General features: G+C 61.3%; 18 protein-coding genes and 1 rRNA gene. 14 read left to right on the top strand and 5 right to left on the bottom strand.

Annotated elements, in window-relative coordinates:
• A 5S ribosomal RNA gene (gene rrf / locus CSQ93_RS29800) occupies positions 1–92 on the top strand; the annotation flags it as partial.
• A 61-nt stretch (positions 93–153) separates the two neighbouring features.
• Here rrf and CSQ93_RS22850 read toward each other — a convergent pair.
• From CSQ93_RS22850 to CSQ93_RS22835, 4 genes are all read right to left on the bottom strand, one after another.
• Positions 154–498, bottom strand: a complete 345-nt coding sequence (locus CSQ93_RS22850) for a DUF1840 domain-containing protein (RefSeq protein ID WP_034749443.1) — start codon at positions 496–498, stop codon at positions 154–156.
• A gap of 180 nt (positions 499–678) precedes the next feature.
• A complete protein-coding gene (locus CSQ93_RS22845; RefSeq protein ID WP_099380010.1) occupies positions 679–1,224 on the bottom strand; it encodes a hypothetical protein in 546 nt (181 codons plus the stop codon).
• A 64-nt stretch (positions 1,225–1,288) separates the two neighbouring features.
• Complete coding sequence (locus CSQ93_RS22840) at positions 1,289–2,809, bottom strand: YifB family Mg chelatase-like AAA ATPase (RefSeq protein ID WP_099380009.1); 1,521 nt, start codon at positions 2,807–2,809, stop codon at positions 1,289–1,291.
• A gap of 114 nt (positions 2,810–2,923) precedes the next feature.
• Positions 2,924–3,172, bottom strand: a complete 249-nt coding sequence (locus CSQ93_RS22835) for an accessory factor UbiK family protein (protein ID WP_099380008.1) — start codon at positions 3,170–3,172, stop codon at positions 2,924–2,926.
• Positions 3,173–3,442: 270 nt separating this feature from the next.
• Here CSQ93_RS22835 and CSQ93_RS22830 point away from each other — a divergent pair, with 270 nt between their 5' ends.
• The 13 genes from CSQ93_RS22830 to CSQ93_RS22770 all read left to right on the top strand — a co-directional run bounded on the left by CSQ93_RS22830 (position 3,443) and on the right by CSQ93_RS22770 (position 16,227).
• Positions 3,443–4,210, top strand: coding sequence for a TorF family putative porin (locus CSQ93_RS22830; protein ID WP_099380007.1), 768 nt, complete (start codon positions 3,443–3,445; stop codon positions 4,208–4,210).
• An 11-nt stretch (positions 4,211–4,221) separates the two neighbouring features.
• Positions 4,222–4,560, top strand: a complete 339-nt coding sequence (locus CSQ93_RS22825) for a P-II family nitrogen regulator (RefSeq protein ID WP_010393464.1) — start codon at positions 4,222–4,224, stop codon at positions 4,558–4,560.
• Between the two features lie 11 nt (positions 4,561–4,571).
• A complete protein-coding gene (locus CSQ93_RS22820) occupies positions 4,572–6,110 on the top strand; it encodes an ammonium transporter (protein WP_099380006.1) in 1,539 nt (512 codons plus the stop codon).
• A 204-nt stretch (positions 6,111–6,314) separates the two neighbouring features.
• Positions 6,315–7,613: a glutamate--cysteine ligase gene (gene gshA / locus CSQ93_RS22815; protein WP_071079543.1), complete on the top strand. Its 1,299-nt coding sequence runs from the start codon at positions 6,315–6,317 to the stop codon at positions 7,611–7,613.
• A gap of 97 nt (positions 7,614–7,710) precedes the next feature.
• Positions 7,711–8,667 carry a glutathione synthase gene (gene gshB, locus CSQ93_RS22810; protein ID WP_099380005.1) on the top strand — a complete coding sequence of 319 codons (957 nt, stop codon included), beginning with the start codon at positions 7,711–7,713 and terminating at the stop codon, positions 8,665–8,667.
• Positions 8,668–8,681: 14 nt separating this feature from the next.
• Positions 8,682–9,086 (top strand): PTS sugar transporter subunit IIA, encoded by a 405-nt coding sequence (locus CSQ93_RS22805; RefSeq protein WP_035824452.1) that lies wholly within the window; start codon positions 8,682–8,684, stop codon positions 9,084–9,086.
• 92 nt (positions 9,087–9,178) lie between these two features.
• The gene (locus CSQ93_RS22800; protein WP_099380004.1) at positions 9,179–9,448 is read left to right on the top strand and encodes an HPr family phosphocarrier protein; all 270 of its coding nucleotides are present in this window, start codon (positions 9,179–9,181) and stop codon (positions 9,446–9,448) included.
• A gap of 44 nt (positions 9,449–9,492) precedes the next feature.
• Positions 9,493–11,235 carry a phosphoenolpyruvate--protein phosphotransferase gene (gene ptsP / locus CSQ93_RS22795; RefSeq protein ID WP_099380017.1) on the top strand — a complete coding sequence of 581 codons (1,743 nt, stop codon included), beginning with the start codon at positions 9,493–9,495 and terminating at the stop codon, positions 11,233–11,235.
• A 135-nt stretch (positions 11,236–11,370) separates the two neighbouring features.
• Positions 11,371–12,570 carry a homoserine O-succinyltransferase MetX gene (gene metX / locus CSQ93_RS22790; RefSeq protein ID WP_099380003.1) on the top strand — a complete coding sequence of 400 codons (1,200 nt, stop codon included), beginning with the start codon at positions 11,371–11,373 and terminating at the stop codon, positions 12,568–12,570.
• Positions 12,567–13,178 (top strand): methionine biosynthesis protein MetW, encoded by a 612-nt coding sequence (gene metW, locus CSQ93_RS22785; RefSeq protein WP_070222822.1) that lies wholly within the window; start codon positions 12,567–12,569, stop codon positions 13,176–13,178. The genes metX and metW overlap by 4 nt, the downstream gene beginning before the upstream one ends.
• Positions 13,178–14,437: an AmpG family muropeptide MFS transporter gene (locus CSQ93_RS22780; protein WP_099380002.1), complete on the top strand. Its 1,260-nt coding sequence runs from the start codon at positions 13,178–13,180 to the stop codon at positions 14,435–14,437. The genes metW and CSQ93_RS22780 overlap by 1 nt, the downstream gene beginning before the upstream one ends.
• On the top strand, positions 14,418–15,320 hold the full coding sequence (locus CSQ93_RS22775) for a M48 family metallopeptidase (RefSeq protein WP_099380001.1): 903 nt from the start codon (positions 14,418–14,420) through the stop codon (positions 15,318–15,320). The genes CSQ93_RS22780 and CSQ93_RS22775 overlap by 20 nt, the downstream gene beginning before the upstream one ends.
• A gap of 1 nt (position 15,321) precedes the next feature.
• A complete protein-coding gene (locus CSQ93_RS22770) occupies positions 15,322–16,227 on the top strand; it encodes an RluA family pseudouridine synthase (RefSeq protein WP_099380000.1) in 906 nt (301 codons plus the stop codon).
• On the opposite strand, the gene CSQ93_RS22765 is transcribed toward CSQ93_RS22770, so the two are convergent.
• Complete coding sequence (locus tag CSQ93_RS22765; RefSeq protein ID WP_099379999.1) at positions 16,224–17,000, bottom strand: exodeoxyribonuclease III; 777 nt, start codon at positions 16,998–17,000, stop codon at positions 16,224–16,226. The two genes, CSQ93_RS22770 and CSQ93_RS22765, sit on opposite strands and share 4 nt — an antisense overlap.
• Between the last annotated feature and the right edge of the window lie 81 nt (positions 17,001–17,081).

Below are 17,081 nucleotides of genomic sequence, written 5' to 3'. Positions count from 1 at the left end.
GTCCCACCCCTTCCCATCCCGAACAGGACCGTGAAACAACTTTGCGCCGATGATAGTGCTGCAACCAGTGTGAAAGTAGGTTATCGTCAGGCTTGTTATATAAAAAAACCCCGCTAGATGCGGGGTTTTTTTTCGTCTGCAGCGTTCATCGGATCAGATGCCCCAGGTGATGCTTTCATTTTCCGCCTTGGCCGAGCGCAGCATTTCCATCAGGGGATAGGCGCGCTGCGAAAAATGCACTTTTTGCGCGCGCGCATGGGCGCCCGTTTCGCCATCTTCCAGGGTTTCCGGGGTATGCGCATCGTGTTCGATGTCATTTTCCGGATGCAATTTGCTTTCCGCGACTTCTTTTTCCAGCAGGGCCAGGGCATCGCCCGCTTCAGCTGGCGTGATGACGCCGCGCGTGGGGTTCTTGTGCAGGATGTCGAGGATGCGCTGGGCATGTTCCTGGTACATCAGCACTTCTGGGGAGGATTTGGATTTGAATGAGATCAACATAAGCGCTTTCTGAAACTTGTTGTTAGTGTCGAAACAATATCACGACTTGAAATGTCGCACAGGCCGTCCGTTTGCCCGGATTGCATATTTGCAAGCCGGATAGGGCCATCTGTTGGACAACGCACGTATTTACAAGAGCTTGCTTGCCGCGACAACACCCGTTTAAGCGAGCGTTAAGTCTCAATCCAGTTTCACCGAGTCCATGAACGTGTCGATGGTGTCACGCGACAGCTTGCTTTCTTCACCGACAATGATGATCTGGAAGATGCGTTTGTCCTGCGCCACAAAACGCCCGACCAGCAGGACGGGCTTGCCTTGCTGCATCCCCGTCGCTTCGATGCTGAGCGAGCTGCGCTGGTGCGTCCCGGCCGCCGTGCTGCTGGCAGCCGACGCCGATTTTTCGCTGCGCACGCTGCCGTTGATATTTTTCAACAGGGCCGTCTGCATGGCGGGCAGGGCCGCTTGCGCCTGTTCTGCGCTGTCGAGCACGGCGCTGCCGATGGCGAAGGTATTGTCATCGACCTCGCTGGCCGTCATGGTCAGGCTGACTTTCTTGCCATCGAGATCAATCTCGCGTGTCAGCACGGCCGGCTTGCCTGGAAACAAGGCCGTGAACTGGGCGTCGGGGCTGCGATAGTCGCGCCAGTCGAATTTCGGACTGCAGGCGGACAGGATGCTGGCAGCCGCGAGCGTCGCCAGGAAGAGGGCAAGTGATGTTTTTTTCATCAGCAGATGGTAGCAGCGCCGCCACTCACGCGCAATCGCGCGCGCGTGGCGTTCACTGGCCGCCTTATATTTCACGTAGCACTCGCCGGTACTGGATCGCTTCGGCGACATGCGGCTGCGCGATGGCGGGGCTGCCGGCCAGGTCCGCGATGCTGCGCGCCACGCGCAATACCCTGTGGTAGGTGCGCGCGGACCAGTGCAATCGCGTCATGGCGCCATGCAGCAACTGTTCGCCATGCGTTTCCAAGCAACAATGCTGTTCGATTTCCGTGTTGCTCAGCCGTTGGTTCGCTTTTCCCTGGCGTGCCAACTGCAAGGCATAGGCTGCCGCTACCCTGGTGGCGATGGCTTGCGTACTTTCGCCGGCGCGGGCATGCCGCCCCAGCGCCGCCGGCGGCATGGCGGCCACTTCAATTTGCAGGTCGATGCGGTCGAGCAGCGGGCCGGACAGGCGATTGTGATAGCGCAACACGGCGTCTGGCGTGCAACGGCAACGGCCGGAGGCGTGGCCCAGATAGCCGCACGGACAGGGATTCATGGCGGCGATCAATTGAAAACGGGCAGGAAACTCGGCCTGGCGGGCCGCGCGTGAAATGCTGATCACGCCCGACTCCATGGGCTGGCGCAGCACATCGAGCACCCGGCGCTGGAATTCGGCAATTTCATCGAGAAACAGCACGCCACAGTGGGCCAGCGAGATTTCTCCCGGACGCGGCACGTTGCCGCCGCCCACCAGGGCCACGCCGGACGCGGTCTGATGCGGGGCACGATAGGGGCGGCGTTTCCAGTGCTCCACCTTGAAGTGGCCGCCCAAGGAATGCACGGCAGCCGATTCCAGCGCCTCTTCATCGCTCATGGGCGGCAGCACGCCGGGAAAGCGGCTGGCCAGCATGGTCTTGCCTGCGCCCGGCGGTCCCACCATCAGGACATTGTGACCGCCCGCTGCGGCCACTTCCAGTGCGCGTCGCGCCTGTTGCTGCCCTTGCACGTCGGCAAAGTCGGGATAGGGAAAAGCGTGCGCTGCCAGCACGGGCTGGTGGCGTTGCAAGGCCGTCTGGTTGGCGTGCGCGGCAAAATGCGCGCAGACCTCAAGCAGGCTGTGGGCGGGATAGATGCAGGCATCGCTGACGAGAGCGGCCTCGTCCGCGTTCGCCTGCGGCAGGATGAAGGCGCGTGGCGCACCCGGCTGGCTGCGCTGCATGGCAAAGGTCATGGCCAGGGCGCCGCGGATGGGACGCAACTGGCCTGACAGCGACAGTTCTCCCGCGAATTCATAGTGATGTAATTGGTCGCCCGGCAACTGGCCGGAGGCGGCCAGAATGCCCAGCGCAATGGGCAGGTCGAAGCGGCCCGATTCCTTGGGCAAGTCTGCCGGCGCCAGATTGGCCGTGATGCGCCGCGCCGGCATCTCAAAGCCGCAGTTTTGCAACGCGGCACGCACGCGGTCGCGCGACTCCTTCACTTCCGTATCCGGCAGGCCGACAATCGTAAACGAAGGCAAGCCATTGGCAAGGTGGACTTCGACACTTACCTCGGGCGCCTCCATGCCGGCCAGGGCGCGGCTTTTCAGGACGGCCAGGCTCATCAGACTCCCCTGTAGCGCGGACGCGGGCAGGATCAGTCTAGCGCTTGAAAAAGGGGGAGGCTTGAGGTATGCCAGCAAGGTCGCCGATTACGGCGCCCTGCGTGCAGCAGCGGTTCAGGCTTTTGGATCGTTCAGGTGCGTTTCCAGTTCGATCAGGCGCAATTCCAGTGCGTCCAGTTTGGCGCGCGTCTTGGCCAGCACTTGCGCCTGGATATCGAATTCTTCGCGCGTGACGAGATCGAGGCGGGCGAAGCCCTGGGTCATCATCGACTTCACGTTTTTCTCGATATCCTTGGCCGGCGAGTTTTCGATGGCTTGATGGATCTTGCCTTGCAAGTCGTTAAAGAAGGTATTCATGTCCATGGTCAGTCCTTTTATGGTGCGGCCTGTGCATCGCACCATTGCGGTGCACAGCGGCGTTAATCTGGTGCGAAACTGGGCAAATTCACAATGCTTCAGCAGCCCGTACCCGCATGCCCAGAGGCTTGCAGGGTATGTATGGCCGGAAACGCACCTGTCAAGGTGGCAAGAGAGCTGGCACGTATTCTGCTAAAGAAGGTATGAACGCTTTGTGATCTCCAGCCAAGATTTTAAACCTCAACCGCTTTAAAAGTTCAATAAAAGGGAATCGCCATGAAGAATCTGTCCAAGAACATGACTTTAGCTGCAGCGTTGACGCTGGCCATGACCGCCGTGTGCGGTAGCGCCATGGCCCAGGATGCAGTGGCGGCGCCTGCTGCGGCCGAAGTCGTACCTGATAACGTGGTGAGCTACAACGTGGCGCTGACCAGCGACTACCGTTACCGCGGCATCTCGCAAAGCCGCTTGAACCCGGCCATCAGCGGCGGTGCCGACTATACCCATAACCCGACGGGCCTGTATGTGGGCACCTGGCTGTCGAGCATCAAATGGATCAAGGACGGCGGCGGCGATACGAATCTGGAATGGGATATCTACGGCGGCAAGCGGGGCGAGATCAGCAAGGATTTTACCTATGACGTGGGCGGCCTGTACTATTTCTATCCCTCGAATGGACTGAGCACCAATGCCAACACGTTCGAGCTGTACGGCCAGCTCGGCTATGGCCCGATGTATATCAAATACTCGCATTCGACCACCAATCTGTTCGGTGTTGCCGACAGCAAGAACAGCGGCTACCTCGACGTGGGCGCCAACGTCGAGGTGCATGATGGCTACATGCTGAACCTGCATGTGGGCCGTCAGAAGGTCGAGCACAACGATTCCCTCAGCTACAGCGATTACAAGATCGGCGTGACCAAGGACTTTGGCATGGCGACCGTTTCCCTGGCGGCCGTCAAGGCCAATATCGTGTCTGTGGCACCGAATGGCAAGAATCTGGCGAAATCCGGTCTCGTGCTGACCGTGTCCAAAACCTTTTAAGCGAGACTGCCATGAAAATGATTACTGCAATCATTAAACCGTTCAAACTGGACGAAGTACGCGAAGCTTTGTCGGCTATCAATGTGCAAGGCATTACCGTCACGGAAGTCAAGGGTTTCGGCCGCCAGAAAGGTCACACGGAACTCTACCGTGGCGCCGAGTATGTCGTTGATTTCTTGCCAAAGACCAAGATTGAAGCGGCCGTCGATGACGCCATTGTCGACCAGGCCATCGAAGCGATCGAAGGCGCCGCGCGTACCGGTAAAATCGGTGATGGCAAGATTTTCGTCTACAACCTGGAACAGGTCATCCGCATCCGTACCGGTGAAACCGGCAACGAAGCGCTCTAAGGGGAATATTGATGCATAAAAATATAACAAAATTGCTAGCTGGGATAGCCTGCCTGTGTGCGTTTGGCATTGCCACGCCGAGCTTTGCCGATGCACCTGCCAAGACGGAGGCGGCCACGACCACGGCCGTTGCCGCCCCCGCCGTCACGCCGGTGCCTGACGCAACAGCACCGGCTGCTGCCGCTCCGGCCCCGGCCGCTGCTGCGCCAGCCGCCGCACCCGTCGCCAACAAGGGTGACACCAGTTTCATGATGATCAGCACCTTGCTGGTGATCTTGATGACGATCCCCGGCCTGGCCCTGTTCTACGGCGGCCTGGTGCGCTCCAAGAACATGCTGTCGGTGCTGATGCAAGTGTTCATGGTGTTCGCGCTGGTCATCGTGCTATGGTGTATTTATGGCTACTCGATCGCCTTCACGGAAAAAACCGCCTTCTTCGGTGGCTTCGACCGCTTGTTCCTGAACGGCATCTGGGATCCGGCCAAGGGCACGTTTGCCGCCGCCGCCACCTTCAGCAAGGGCGTCGTCATTCCCGAGTTCGTCTTCGTTGCTTTCCAGGGCACGTTTGCCGCCATCACCTGCGCACTGATCGTCGGTGCCTTTGCCGAGCGCGCCAAGTTTTCCGCCGTGCTGGCCTTCGTCGTGCTGTGGTTCACGTTCGCCTACCTGCCAGCGGCCCACATGGTGTGGTTCTGGACCGGTCCTGACCTGATCACCAACGCCGCCACCTCGGCCAGCGAAGCCCTGAAAGCTGGCTGGATCTGGCAAAAAGGCGCGCTGGACTTCGCCGGCGGCACCGTGGTGCACATCAACGCCGCCGTTGCCGGCCTGGTGGGCGCCATCATGATCGGCAAGCGCGTTGGCTACGGCCGCGAATCGATGGCACCGCACTCGCTGACGATGACCATGATCGGCGCATCGCTGCTGTGGGTGGGCTGGTTCGGTTTCAATGCCGGTTCCTCGATGGAAGCGGGCGACGTGGCGGCCTTGGCCTTTGTCAACACTTTGCTGGCAACGGCTGCCGCCACCCTGTCGTGGGTGTTTGGCGAATGGATTTCCAAGGGCAAGCCTTCCATGCTGGGTGGCGCGTCCGGCGCCGTGGCCGGCCTGGTGGCGATCACCCCGGCGGCCGGCTTTGTCGGCCCGATGGGCGGCCTGGTTATCGGCTTGCTGGCCGGTGTCGTCTGCCTGTGGGGCGTAAATGGCCTGAAACGCCTGATCGGCGCCGATGATTCGCTCGACGTGTTCGGCGTGCATGGCGTGGGCGGTATCCTCGGTGCCTTGCTGACGGGTGTGTTTGCTGCACCACAACTGGGCGGCCAGGGCATCTTCGACTATGTCACCAACAAGATGTCGGCAGATCCGTACTCGATCGGCCACCAGGTGTGGGTACAGGCGCAAGCGGTCGGCACCACCATCCTCTGGTCGGCCATCGTTTCCGTCATCGCCTATAAACTGGTCGACATCGTCATCGGCCTGCGCGTACCGGAAGAAGAAGAGCGCGAAGGCCTCGATATCACGAGCCACGGCGAGCAAGCGTACCATGGCTAAATAGCAATTATCTGGCATGCCAGCGCCCCGGCGCGGCATGTCCGGCCGGAAAAGGCGCCTCATTGAGGTGCCTTTTTTTCGTTGTGGGAATGTAAAAGGTCTTTAAAACAAGGCTTTTGCCCCGATTTGGGGTACTTACACGGTAATATAGTCGGCAGTTCTGTGTGCTTTTTTGAATACTGCACATAATTTAAGGATGTAACTATGGTTCCCCATCTCGTCACGGCCCTGACCGGACCGCTGCTCGACCTCGAAAAAAAGATTCTGGCCGCGACGCCGGCCATTGAGCGCTGGTTTCGCATGGAGTGGCAAGAGCACACGCCGCCTTTCTATTGCTCGGTAGACTTGCGCAATGCCGGCTACAAGCTGGCGCCCGTCGATACCAATCTGTTTCCAGGCGGTTTTCACAACCTGGCCACGGAAATGCTGCCCCTGTCCGTGCAGGCGGCCATGGCCGCCATCGACAAGTATTGCCCGGACGCCCGTAACCTGCTGATGGTGCCGGAATTGCACAATACCACGCCGCAATACCTGCAAAACGTGGCGCGCTTGATGCAGATCTTCCGCCAGACGGGCTTGCACGTGCGCCTGGGTTCGTGGTCGCCCGAGATCACCCAGCCGACACCCTTGGCGTTGCCAGATGGCAACATGCTGGTGATCGAGCCGCTCGTGCGCCTGAACAATGGCCGCCGCCTGGGCTTGAAGGATTTCGACCCGTGCACGATTTTGCTGAACAACGACTTGTCGGACGGCATCCCCGATATCTTGCAAAATATTCACGAGCAAAGCCTGCTGCCGCCCTTGCACGCGGGCTGGGCCTTGCGCCGCAAGAGCAACCACTACACGGCCTACGATGAAGTGGTGAAGAAATTCGGCAAGATGATCGATGTCGACCCGTGGATGCTCAATCCCTTCCACGCCAAGTGCAGCGACGTCAATTTCCAGGAAGGCGAGGGCGAAGATGCGCTGGCCGCCAGCGTCGACGTGCTGCTGGCCAAGATCCGCAAGAAATACAAGGAATACGGCATCAAGGAAAAGCCGTTTGTCATCGTCAAGCCCGACGCGGGCACGTATGGCACGGGCATCATGACGGTGCGCGACGCCAGCGAAGTGCGCGACCTGTCGCGCAAGCAGCGCGAAAAAATGTCCATCGTCAAGGATGGCCAGCTGGTGACCGACGTGATCATCCAGGAAGGCGTGCCGACTTTCGAAAGCATCAAGGATGCCGTGGCCGAACCGGTCGTCTACATGATCGACCGCTACGTGGTGGGCGGTTTCTACCGCGTGCACGCGGAGCGGGGCGTGGACCAGAACCTGAACGCGCCCGGTTCGCAGTACGTGCCGCTGGCATTTGCCCAGCAGCATGCCGTACCGGACTTGAAGGCCAAGCCGGGCACGGCCGCGCCGAACCGCTTCTATGTGTATGGCGTGGTGGCGCGCCTGGCCTTGCTGGCCGCGTCGCTGGAAATGGAGCGCACGGACCCGAATCCCGAGGTGTATTGATCCATCAAGGAGACTTGCCGGGCGCGGTGACTACCGCGCCTGGCGATCTCGGCTAGAATCAAGCATTCCTTATCCAGGTTCCCCGATTGGACGCACCATGAAAATTGCATTCCTTGCCGACCCGCTGGCAGGCTTCAAGACTTACAAAGATTCCACCTTCGCCATGATGCGCGAGGCGGCCAAACGCGGCCATGCCGTGTATGCCTTCGAACAGAAGGACATGGCGCTGGAAGAGGGCATCGTCACGGCACGGGTACAGCACATCGAGCTGACGGGCGACGAACATGACTGGTACAAGGTCGTCTCCATCGAAGAAGTGCGCCTGTCGACCCTGGACGCCATCATCGAGCGCAAGGACCCGCCGTTCGACATGGAATACGTGTACGGCACGTATCTGCTGGAACTGGCGGAAAAGCAGGGCGCTTGCGTCTTCAACAAGCCGTCGGCCATCCGCGACAACAATGAAAAGCTGGCCATTGCGCAGTTTTCCGAATTCACTTCGCCGACCCTGGTGACGTCGAACGAAGCGCGCCTGCGCGCCTTCCACGCCAAGCACCAGGACGTCATTTTCAAGCCGCTCGACGGCATGGGCGGCACGGGCATCTTCCGCGTCAAGGCAGATGGCCTGAACCTGGGCGCCATCATCGAGACTCTCAGCGAGAACGGCGCGCAAACCATCATGGCGCAGCGGTTTATCCCCGACATCGACAAGGGCGACAAGCGCATCCTCGTCATCGGCGGCAAGCCGGTGCCGTTTTCGCTGGCGCGCATCCCGCAGGCCGGCGAAGTACGGGGCAACCTGGCAGCCGGCGGCACGGGCGTGGCGCAGCCCTTGACGGCGCGCGACCTGGAAATCGCTGAAAAGCTGGGCCCTATCCTGGCCGCGCGTGGCCTGATGCTGGTAGGATTGGACGTGATTGGCGACTATCTGACGGAAGTCAATGTCACCAGCCCGACCTGCTTCCAGGAAATCATGCAGCAGACGGGCTTTGACGTGGCGGCCATGTTTGTCGACGCCGTCGAGCATGGCGTTGCGCAAGCGCAGCAGCGCTAGAAGGTGAAATGACTATGGTAGGGATTTTGCTCATGACACATGCACCGCTGGGACAGGCGTTCATCGCCGCCTGCGCGCATGTGTTCCGGGGGCCAACGGAGCGGTTTGAAGCCATCGATGTCGTCGCCGACCAGGACCTGGCGGAAGTGCAGAAGCTGGCATCGGACGCCATCTGCCGCCTCGACGACGGCTCCGGCGTGCTGGTGATTACCGACGTGAAGGGCGGCACGCCGTCGAACTGCTGCAACAAGCTGGCCGATGCGGGCCGCGTGGAAGTCATCGCCGGCATCAGCCTGCCGATGCTGCTGCGCGCCATCACATATCGTCGCGACACGCTCGATGTGGTGGTGGAGATGGCACTGGCCGGTGCGCAAAGCGGCGCCGTGCGCGTCGATAACCGCATCCGCGTGGGAGAATAAGGAAGTGCATGGCCGCCGCCCTGAAGGCGGCGGGTTTTATAGGCCAAGATTGTCATCAGCGTAGTGCATTCAGGGATAGAGACCATACAAAAATGATTCAAAGAGAACTCGAAATCATCAACAAGCTGGGATTGCACGCACGCGCCTCCGCCAAATTTACCCAGCTCGCCGCCAAGTTCAAGAGCGACGTCTGGCTGACCCGCAACGCGCGCCGCATCAACGCCAAGTCCATCATGGGCGTGATGATGCTGGCCGCCGGCAAGGGCGCGAAAGTGACCCTGGAAGCCGAGGGCGATGATGAGCTGGCATGTGTCGATGCGCTCACCGCCCTGATTAATGACAGGTTTGGCGAAGGCGAGTAATGCCCGCCGAACGCAGCCGCAGCCGCATTCCGACAGGTCACCCCATGGCATCTTTCACGCTCCACGGCATCCCGGTCTCCCGCGGCATCGCCATTGGCCGCGCGCATCTGCTGGCGCCGGCCGCCCTTGACGTCAAACACTACCTGGTCGCCCAGGAACAGATCGAAGCCGAAGTCCAGCGTTTGCAAAACGCCATCGCCGCCGTCCACAAGGAATTGCAAACCCTGTGGAACGAGCTGCCGAAGGACGCCCCCACGGAACTGGGCGCGTTCATCGACGTGCATGCGCTGATCCTGTCGGACCCGATGATCGCCGAAGCGCCGCTCGACATCATCCGCTCGCGCCACTACAACGCCGAATGGGCGCTGTTGACGCAAATTGATGAATTATCGGCCCAGTTCGACGAAATCGAAGACCCGTATTTGCGCGAACGCAAGGCCGATATCCAGCAGGTGGCCGAACGCGTGCTGAAGGTCTTGCTGGGCACGGAACAGCTGCTGCCGAAAGCGGCGGCCAACGATGAATTGCTGGCGCAGATGATCGTCGTCGCCCACGATATTTCACCGGCCGACATGCTGCAGTTCCGCGACCGCTCCTTCATCGGCTTCATCACCGACGTGGGCGGGCAGAACTCGCACACGGCCATCGTCGCGCGCAGCCTCGATATCCCGGCCGCCGTCGGCATGTCGCAGGCGTCGATGCTGATCGACCAGGACGACTGGCTGATCATCGACGGCGATGCCGGCGTCGTCATCGCCAACCCCAGTGCGCTGGTGCTGGAGCAGTACCGCGAGCGTCAGGTGGCCATGCAGCGCGCGCGCAAGAAGCTGGGCAAGCTGAAAAAGACGCCGGCCGTGACCAAGTGCGGCACGCCCGTCACCCTGCTGGCGAATATCGAGTTGCCCGAGGATTGTCCGTTTGCCCTGGAATCGGGCGCCAGCGGCGTGGGCCTGTTCCGCTCCGAATTCCTGTTCATGGGCCGCGCCCACAAGATACCCACCGAGGACGAGCAATTCGAGGCTTACCGCAACACGGTGCAATCGATGAAAGGGCGCGTGGTGACCATCCGCACGCTCGACATCGGCGCCGACAAGCCGCTCGACCAGGCCGACCATACGGCCTTGAATCCCGCGCTGGGTCTGCGCGCCATCCGCTATTGCCTGGCCGAACCGCAATTGTTCCTGACGCAGCTGCGGGCCATCCTGCGCGCCTCCGCCTTCGGCAAGGTGCGCATCCTGATCCCCATGCTGGCGCATGCCTTCGAGATCGACCAGTCGCTGGCCATGATCGCGCAAGCGAAGGCCAGCCTGCGCGAAGAGGGCGTCAAGTTTGACGACGAGGTCGAGGTGGGCGCCATGATCGAGATTCCCGCCGCCGCGCTGGCCTTGCCCATGTTCGTCAAGCGCATGGATTTCCTGTCGATCGGCACGAATGACCTGATCCAGTACACCTTGGCCATCGACCGCGTCGACTACGAAGTGGCGCATTTGTACAATCCGCTGCACCCGGCCGTGCTGCAACTGATCTCCATGACGATCGCCGCCGGCCACAAGGCGGGCATCGACGTGGCCGTCTGCGGCGAAATGGCGGGCGACGTGAAGCTTACGCGCTTGCTGCTGGGCATGGGGCTGCGCGAGTTTTCCATGCATCCGGCGCAACTATTGGCGGTCAAGCAAGAGATCCTCAACAGCGACCTGGGCCTGATTGCGCCACAAATGCGCAAAATTATGCGTTCCATGGAACCAAATGTGATCGCGGAAGCCGTACAACAGTTGCAGCTCATGTAAACTGTCACCCTATCGGCATCAGGACACGTCGCGCGCGGCAAGATGTGTCCTGATGCTAAAGTTGCAGCACCTATCATCGCGGTGCTGCATCGACTATGGCCCGTGGGGCCAACCTCCTTTTATAAACCGACACACATGTCATCCATTGGAATCGTTTCGCCGCAAACCATGTATTTTGCGCAACCCTTGCAGCTGCAAAGCGGAGCATCGCTGCAAGACTATATGTTGATGTATGAAACCTACGGCACCCTGAACGCCGACAAATCGAACGCGGTGCTGGTCTGCCACGCCCTGAACGCCTCGCACCACGTGGCCGGCGTCTACGCGGACGAACCGAAAAGCACGGGCTGGTGGGACAATATGGTTGGTCCCGGCAAGCCGCTCGACACCAACAAATTCTTCGTCATCGGCGTCAACAACCTGGGTTCCTGCTTCGGTTCGACGGGCCCCATGCACACCAATCCCGCCACCGGCAAGCCGTATGGCGCCTCCTTCCCCGTCGTCACGGTGGAAGACTGGGTCAGTGCGCAGGCGCGCCTGGCCGATGAACTGGGCGTCAAGCAGTTCGCCGCCGTGATGGGCGGATCGCTGGGCGGCATGCAGGCGCTGGCGTGGAGCATCATGTTCCCCGAGCGCCTGCGCCACTGCGTGGTAATCGCCTCGACGGCCAAGCTGTCGGCGCAGAATATCGCCTTCAATGACGTGGCGCGCCAGGCCATCCTGTCCGATCCCGATTACCATGGCGGCGATTTCTATGCGCACGGCGTGGTGCCGAAGAACGGCTTGCGCGTGGCGCGCATGGTGGGCCATATCACCTATCTGTCGAATGACGACATGGCCGAGAAATTCGGCCGCAAGCTGCGCGATGCGGCGCAGACGGGCGACTACAAATTCGGTTTCGGCATCGACTTCGAGATCGAATCGTATTTGCGCTACCAGGGCGACAAGTTCTCCGAATACTTCGACGCCAACACGTATTTATTGATTACCAAGGCGCTCGACTATTTCGATCCGGCGCGCGCGCATGGCGGCGACCTGGCCAAGGCCCTGTCGGGCACCAAGGCCAAGTTCTTCCTCGCCTCGTTTTCCACCGACTGGCGTTTTTCGCCCGAGCGCAGCCGCGAAATCGTCGAAGCGCTCGTGTGCAACCGCCGCCAGGTCACGTATGCGGAAATCGATGCGCCGCACGGCCACGACGCCTTTTTGCTGGAAGACGCGCGCTACATGAACATGGTGCGCGCCTATTATGGCCAGGTATGGAACGACATCGGGGCGGGCTTGCCCGCTCCTGCACAGCACACCGCCGTCCGCCAGGGCGCCAAGGAGATCGCATGACTTTTGACGAATTGAGCGCGCTGCGCCCCGACCTGGCCTTTATCGCCCACTGGGTGCCGAACAACGCGCATGTGCTGGACGTAGGCTGCGGCGAAGGCGTGATGCTGCAGTACCTGCAAAGCGACAAGGAGTGCAGCGGTTACGGCATCGAGATCGCCGATGACAAGGTGCTGGCCAGCACCCTGCGTGGCGTCAACGTGATCCAGCAGGACATGGAAAAGGGCCTGGCCATCTTTGGCGACAACAGTTTTGATACGGTGTTGTGCCTGTCGTCCTTGCAGATGATGAAGCAGGTCGAGCCGCTGCTGCGCGACATCGTGCGCGTCGGCGCCGAGGCCATCGTCTCGTTCCCCAACTTCGCCTACTGGCCGCACCGCGTGGCATTGCTGAAAGGGCGTATGCCCGTGTCGAAATCGCTGCCGTACCAGTGGTATGACACGCCCAACGTGCGCTGCGCAACCATCAACGACTTCCGCGAACTGGCCGAGGAATGCGGCCTGGAAGTGATCGAATGCGTGGCCCTGGCCGAAGGCAAGATGGTCTCCGTGCTGCCGAACCTGCGCGGCGACCTGGCCGTCTTCCGCCTGCGTAAAAAAGCGGTGCATTGATGACCACAAGCCCGGTGCCAGGCTGGCGTTCCCATGCCAATGGCCGCATGCTAGCCGTTCTGGTCCTGGGCTTCAGTTCCGGTCTGCCCCTGTTCATCCTGCTGTATCTGCTGCAGGCATGGCTGGCCAAGTCGGGCTTGAACGTCAAGGCGCTGGGGCTGTTCGCCCTGGTGCAGTTCCCGTATATCTGGAAATTCCTGTGGGCGCCCCTGATGGACCGCTACCGCATCCTGGGCCTGGGACGCCGGCGCGGCTGGATGGCGCTGACGCAAGTGGCGCTGTTCTTTGCCATCGGCGGCATGGGCATGCTGGACCCGCTCACGCAGATTGGCCTGATCGCTGCCGCCGCCGGCGGCGTGGCCTTCCTGTCGGCCAGCCAGGACATCGTCATCGACGCCTACCGGCGCGAAATCCTCAGCGACAATGAGCAGGGCCTGGGCGCCGCCGTCATCGTCAACGCGTATAAAGTGGCAGGCATGGTGCCGGGCGCGCTGTCGCTGATCCTGGCCGACCGCATGCCGTGGCAGCCCGTTTTCTGGATCACGGCCGCCTTCATGCTGCCGGGGTTTGTCTGCACCCTGCTGATCAAGGAACCCACCGTGTACGGCTCGCCGCCGAAAACCATGCGCGAAGCGATCATTCTGCCGTTCCAGGAATTCATCGCGCGCGATGGTTGGCGTAACGCAATGTGGATCCTCGCCTTCGTATTACTCTACAAAATCGGCGACAGCATGGCCACGGCGCTGGCGACGAAGTTTTACCTTGACTTGGGTTTTAGCATGACGCAGATCGGCCTGGCCGCCAACACCACGGGTTTCTGGGCCAGCCTGGCCGGCGGCGTGGTGGGCGGCATATGGATGCTCAAGCTGGGCATCAACCGGGGCCTGTGGGTGTTTGGCGCATTGCAGGCGGTCGCGATTCTCGGATTCGCCTGGCTGGCGCAGGTGGGGCCGAACACCATGCTACTCAGCGCCGTGATCGGTTTTGAAGCTTTCGCCAGCCTGGGCCTGGGCGCGGCCGCCTTTGTCGCGTTCCTGTCGCGCACCACGGATCCGCGCTACACGGCCACGCAGTATGCGCTGTTTTCCAGCCTGAGCGCCGTGCCGCGCACCCTGATCAATGCATCGGTGGGCTTCCTCGTCGCCGAGCTGGGCTGGTTCTCGTTTTTCATCGTGTGCTTCTTCCTGGCCTTCCCGGCCATGATGATGCTGCCTAAAATCGCTCCATGGAGGTCTGCCAATGGCACCAATATCCCTTAAACGTTACACCGTCCTGGCCAGCCTGTGCGCGGCCACCGCACTGGCGCCCCTGTCCGTCCACGCCCAGCAGGCGACAGTACAGGATGGCATCAAGGTGCGTCCTTTGTCGACTACGCGCATCTTTGCCGGCGGTGCCGATTTCAATGCAGAATCGAAGCAGCAATATACGCAGCTGGTCAACGAAGCGAAGGAAAAAAATGCGCTGGTGCCCGACAGCGATCCGCAGGTGAAACGCCTGCGCGCCATCGCCCAGCGCATCATCCCCTTCGCCACGCGCTGGAACGAGGCGGCGGCCAGCTGGAACTGGCAGATCAACCTGCTCAACTCGGACGAGGTCAATGCCTTTTGCATGCCGGGCGGGCAGATCGCTTTTTACAGCGGCATCATCACCAAGCTGAATCTGACCGACGATGAAGTGGCCGTCGTCATGGGCCATGAAATTTCGCACGCCCTGCGCGAACACTCGCAGGCGCAGGCCGGCAAGGGCAACCTGGCCGCCGTCGGCTCGAAGCTGGTGGGTGCGGGCCTGTCGGCCTGGCTCGGCGTCGACCCGAATCTGACCAGCACCGCCACGAACATGGCGGCCAAGGGCGTGATGCTGAAGTTCTCGCGCGACGATGAGCGCGAAGCGGACCTGATCGGCATGGATCTGGCCGCGCGCGCCGGTTTCGATCCGCGCGCCGGTGTGGTGCTGTGGCAGAAGATGGCAGCCGTGAGCGCGGGTGCGCCGCCGGAATTCCTCTCGACCCACCCGTCGGGCAAAGACCGCATTTCGCAGATGAACAGCCACATGGCGCAAGTGTTGCCCCTGTACGCGCGCAGCAAGGGCGTCAGCGTGGACGCCTTGCCGCCATACCGCAGCAACGCCATCGCGCAGCGCTAGGATGTCCAGTCGTCACGTTGCCGCACCCTTGCCCATGCGCGACGGCGTGGCGCCCAGCTACCTGTGGCTGCCGGACGGGCAGTGGCCCGACATGCTGACGTTTCTGCTCGAACGCTATCCGCAGATCAGCGCGGCGCAATGGCTGGACCGCATGGCGCGCGGCGAAGTGGTCAATGGCGACGGCGCCGTGCTGGCGCCCGATAGTGCATACCGGCGCGGCATGCGCATTTTTTACTACCGCGAGCTGGAACGGGAAACGCCGATCCCCTTCCAGGAAGCCATCCTGTTCCAGGACGAACATTTGATCGTGGTCGACAAGCCGCACTTCCTGCCCATGACGCCGGCCGGGCGCTTCGTGCAGGAGACCCTGCTGACGCGGCTGAAGAAAAACCTGGATTGCGCCGAGCTGACGCCGATCCACCGCCTCGACCGCGAGACGGCCGGCGTGGTGATTTTTTCGCGGCAGGTGGCCAGCCGTGGCGCCTACCAGTCGCTGTTCCAGCGCCGCGAAGTGCGCAAGACGTACGAGGCGCTGGCGCCCGTGCTGGCAGGCCGCGATTTTCCATTTACCTACCGCAGCCGCATGGTCGAGGGCGCGCAGTTTTTCCTCATGCGCGAGGAAGCGGGGGAGCCGAATTCGGAAACCGTCATCGACGTGATTGAGGAGCGCGGCGACGTGAACCTGTACCGGCTGCAGCCGCACACGGGCCGCAAGCACCAGCTGCGCGTGCACCTGGCCTCGCTGGGTATCCCCATCGTCAACGATGCGTTTTACCCGGTGGCCTTGCCGTGCAAGGAAGACGACATGTCGCAGCCCTTGCAGTTGCTGGCGCGGGCGATTGATTTCACGGATCCGTTGAGCGGCGAGCCGCGCCGTTTTGAAAGTCGGCGCAGCCTAGAAGCTTAGCCCTTGATCGTGTAATCGATGATCAGCGGTGCGTGGTCGGAAAAACGCTCGTCCTTGTAGACGCTGACCGTATGCGCCTGGGCTGCGATGCCTGGCGTGGCGACGTGGTAGTCGATGCGCCAGCCCACGTTTTTCGCGTAGGCTTGTCCGCGGTTGCTCCACCACGTGTACTGGTCTTCGCGCTTGTCCAGGCCGCGGTGCACGTCGACAAAGCCCACTTCGTCGAAGACACGCGTCAGCCATGCGCGTTCCTCGGGCAGGAAGCCGGAATTTTTCTTGTTGCCCTTCCAGTTCTTCAGGTCGATTTCGTGATGGGCGATGTTCCAGTCGCCGCAGATGACCACTTCGCGGCCCAGGGCCTTCAATGCCAGCAGGTGCGGCAGGAACAGTTCCATGAAGCGGAACTTGGCTTCCTGGCGCTCGGGGCCGGACGAACCGGACGGGCAATACACGGAAATGACGGACAGGTTGCCAAAATCACAGCGCACGTAGCGGCCTTCGGCATCGAATTCAGGGCTGCCGAAGCCGATATGCACGGCGTCCGGTTCGACCTTGCTGTACACGCCCGTGCCGGAGTAACCCTTTTTCTCGGCGTAGTGGAAATGGCCATGGTAGCCGTGCGGGTTGAGGAATTCCGGCGTCATGTCGGGCAGTTGCGCCTTCAATTCCTGCACGCAGATGAAATCGGCCGTCTGCGTGCCCATCCAGTTGAAAAAGCCTTTTTTGGCGGCGGAACGGATACCGTTCAGGTTGGCGGAAATAATTTTTGGCATAGGTCGAGAGTGAAAGGGCGCTGGACGGGGCCGGCGGGCGCGGCATGGCGATTGTCTCGCCGGTGCGCGCGGATTAAAATA

The sequence above is a fragment of the Janthinobacterium sp. BJB426 genome (assembly GCF_002735705.1).
Lineage (GTDB): Bacteria > Pseudomonadota > Gammaproteobacteria > Burkholderiales > Burkholderiaceae_D > Janthinobacterium.
Note: the sequence above shows the minus strand (reverse complement) of the source record. Positions and strands in the feature narration are given on the sequence as shown.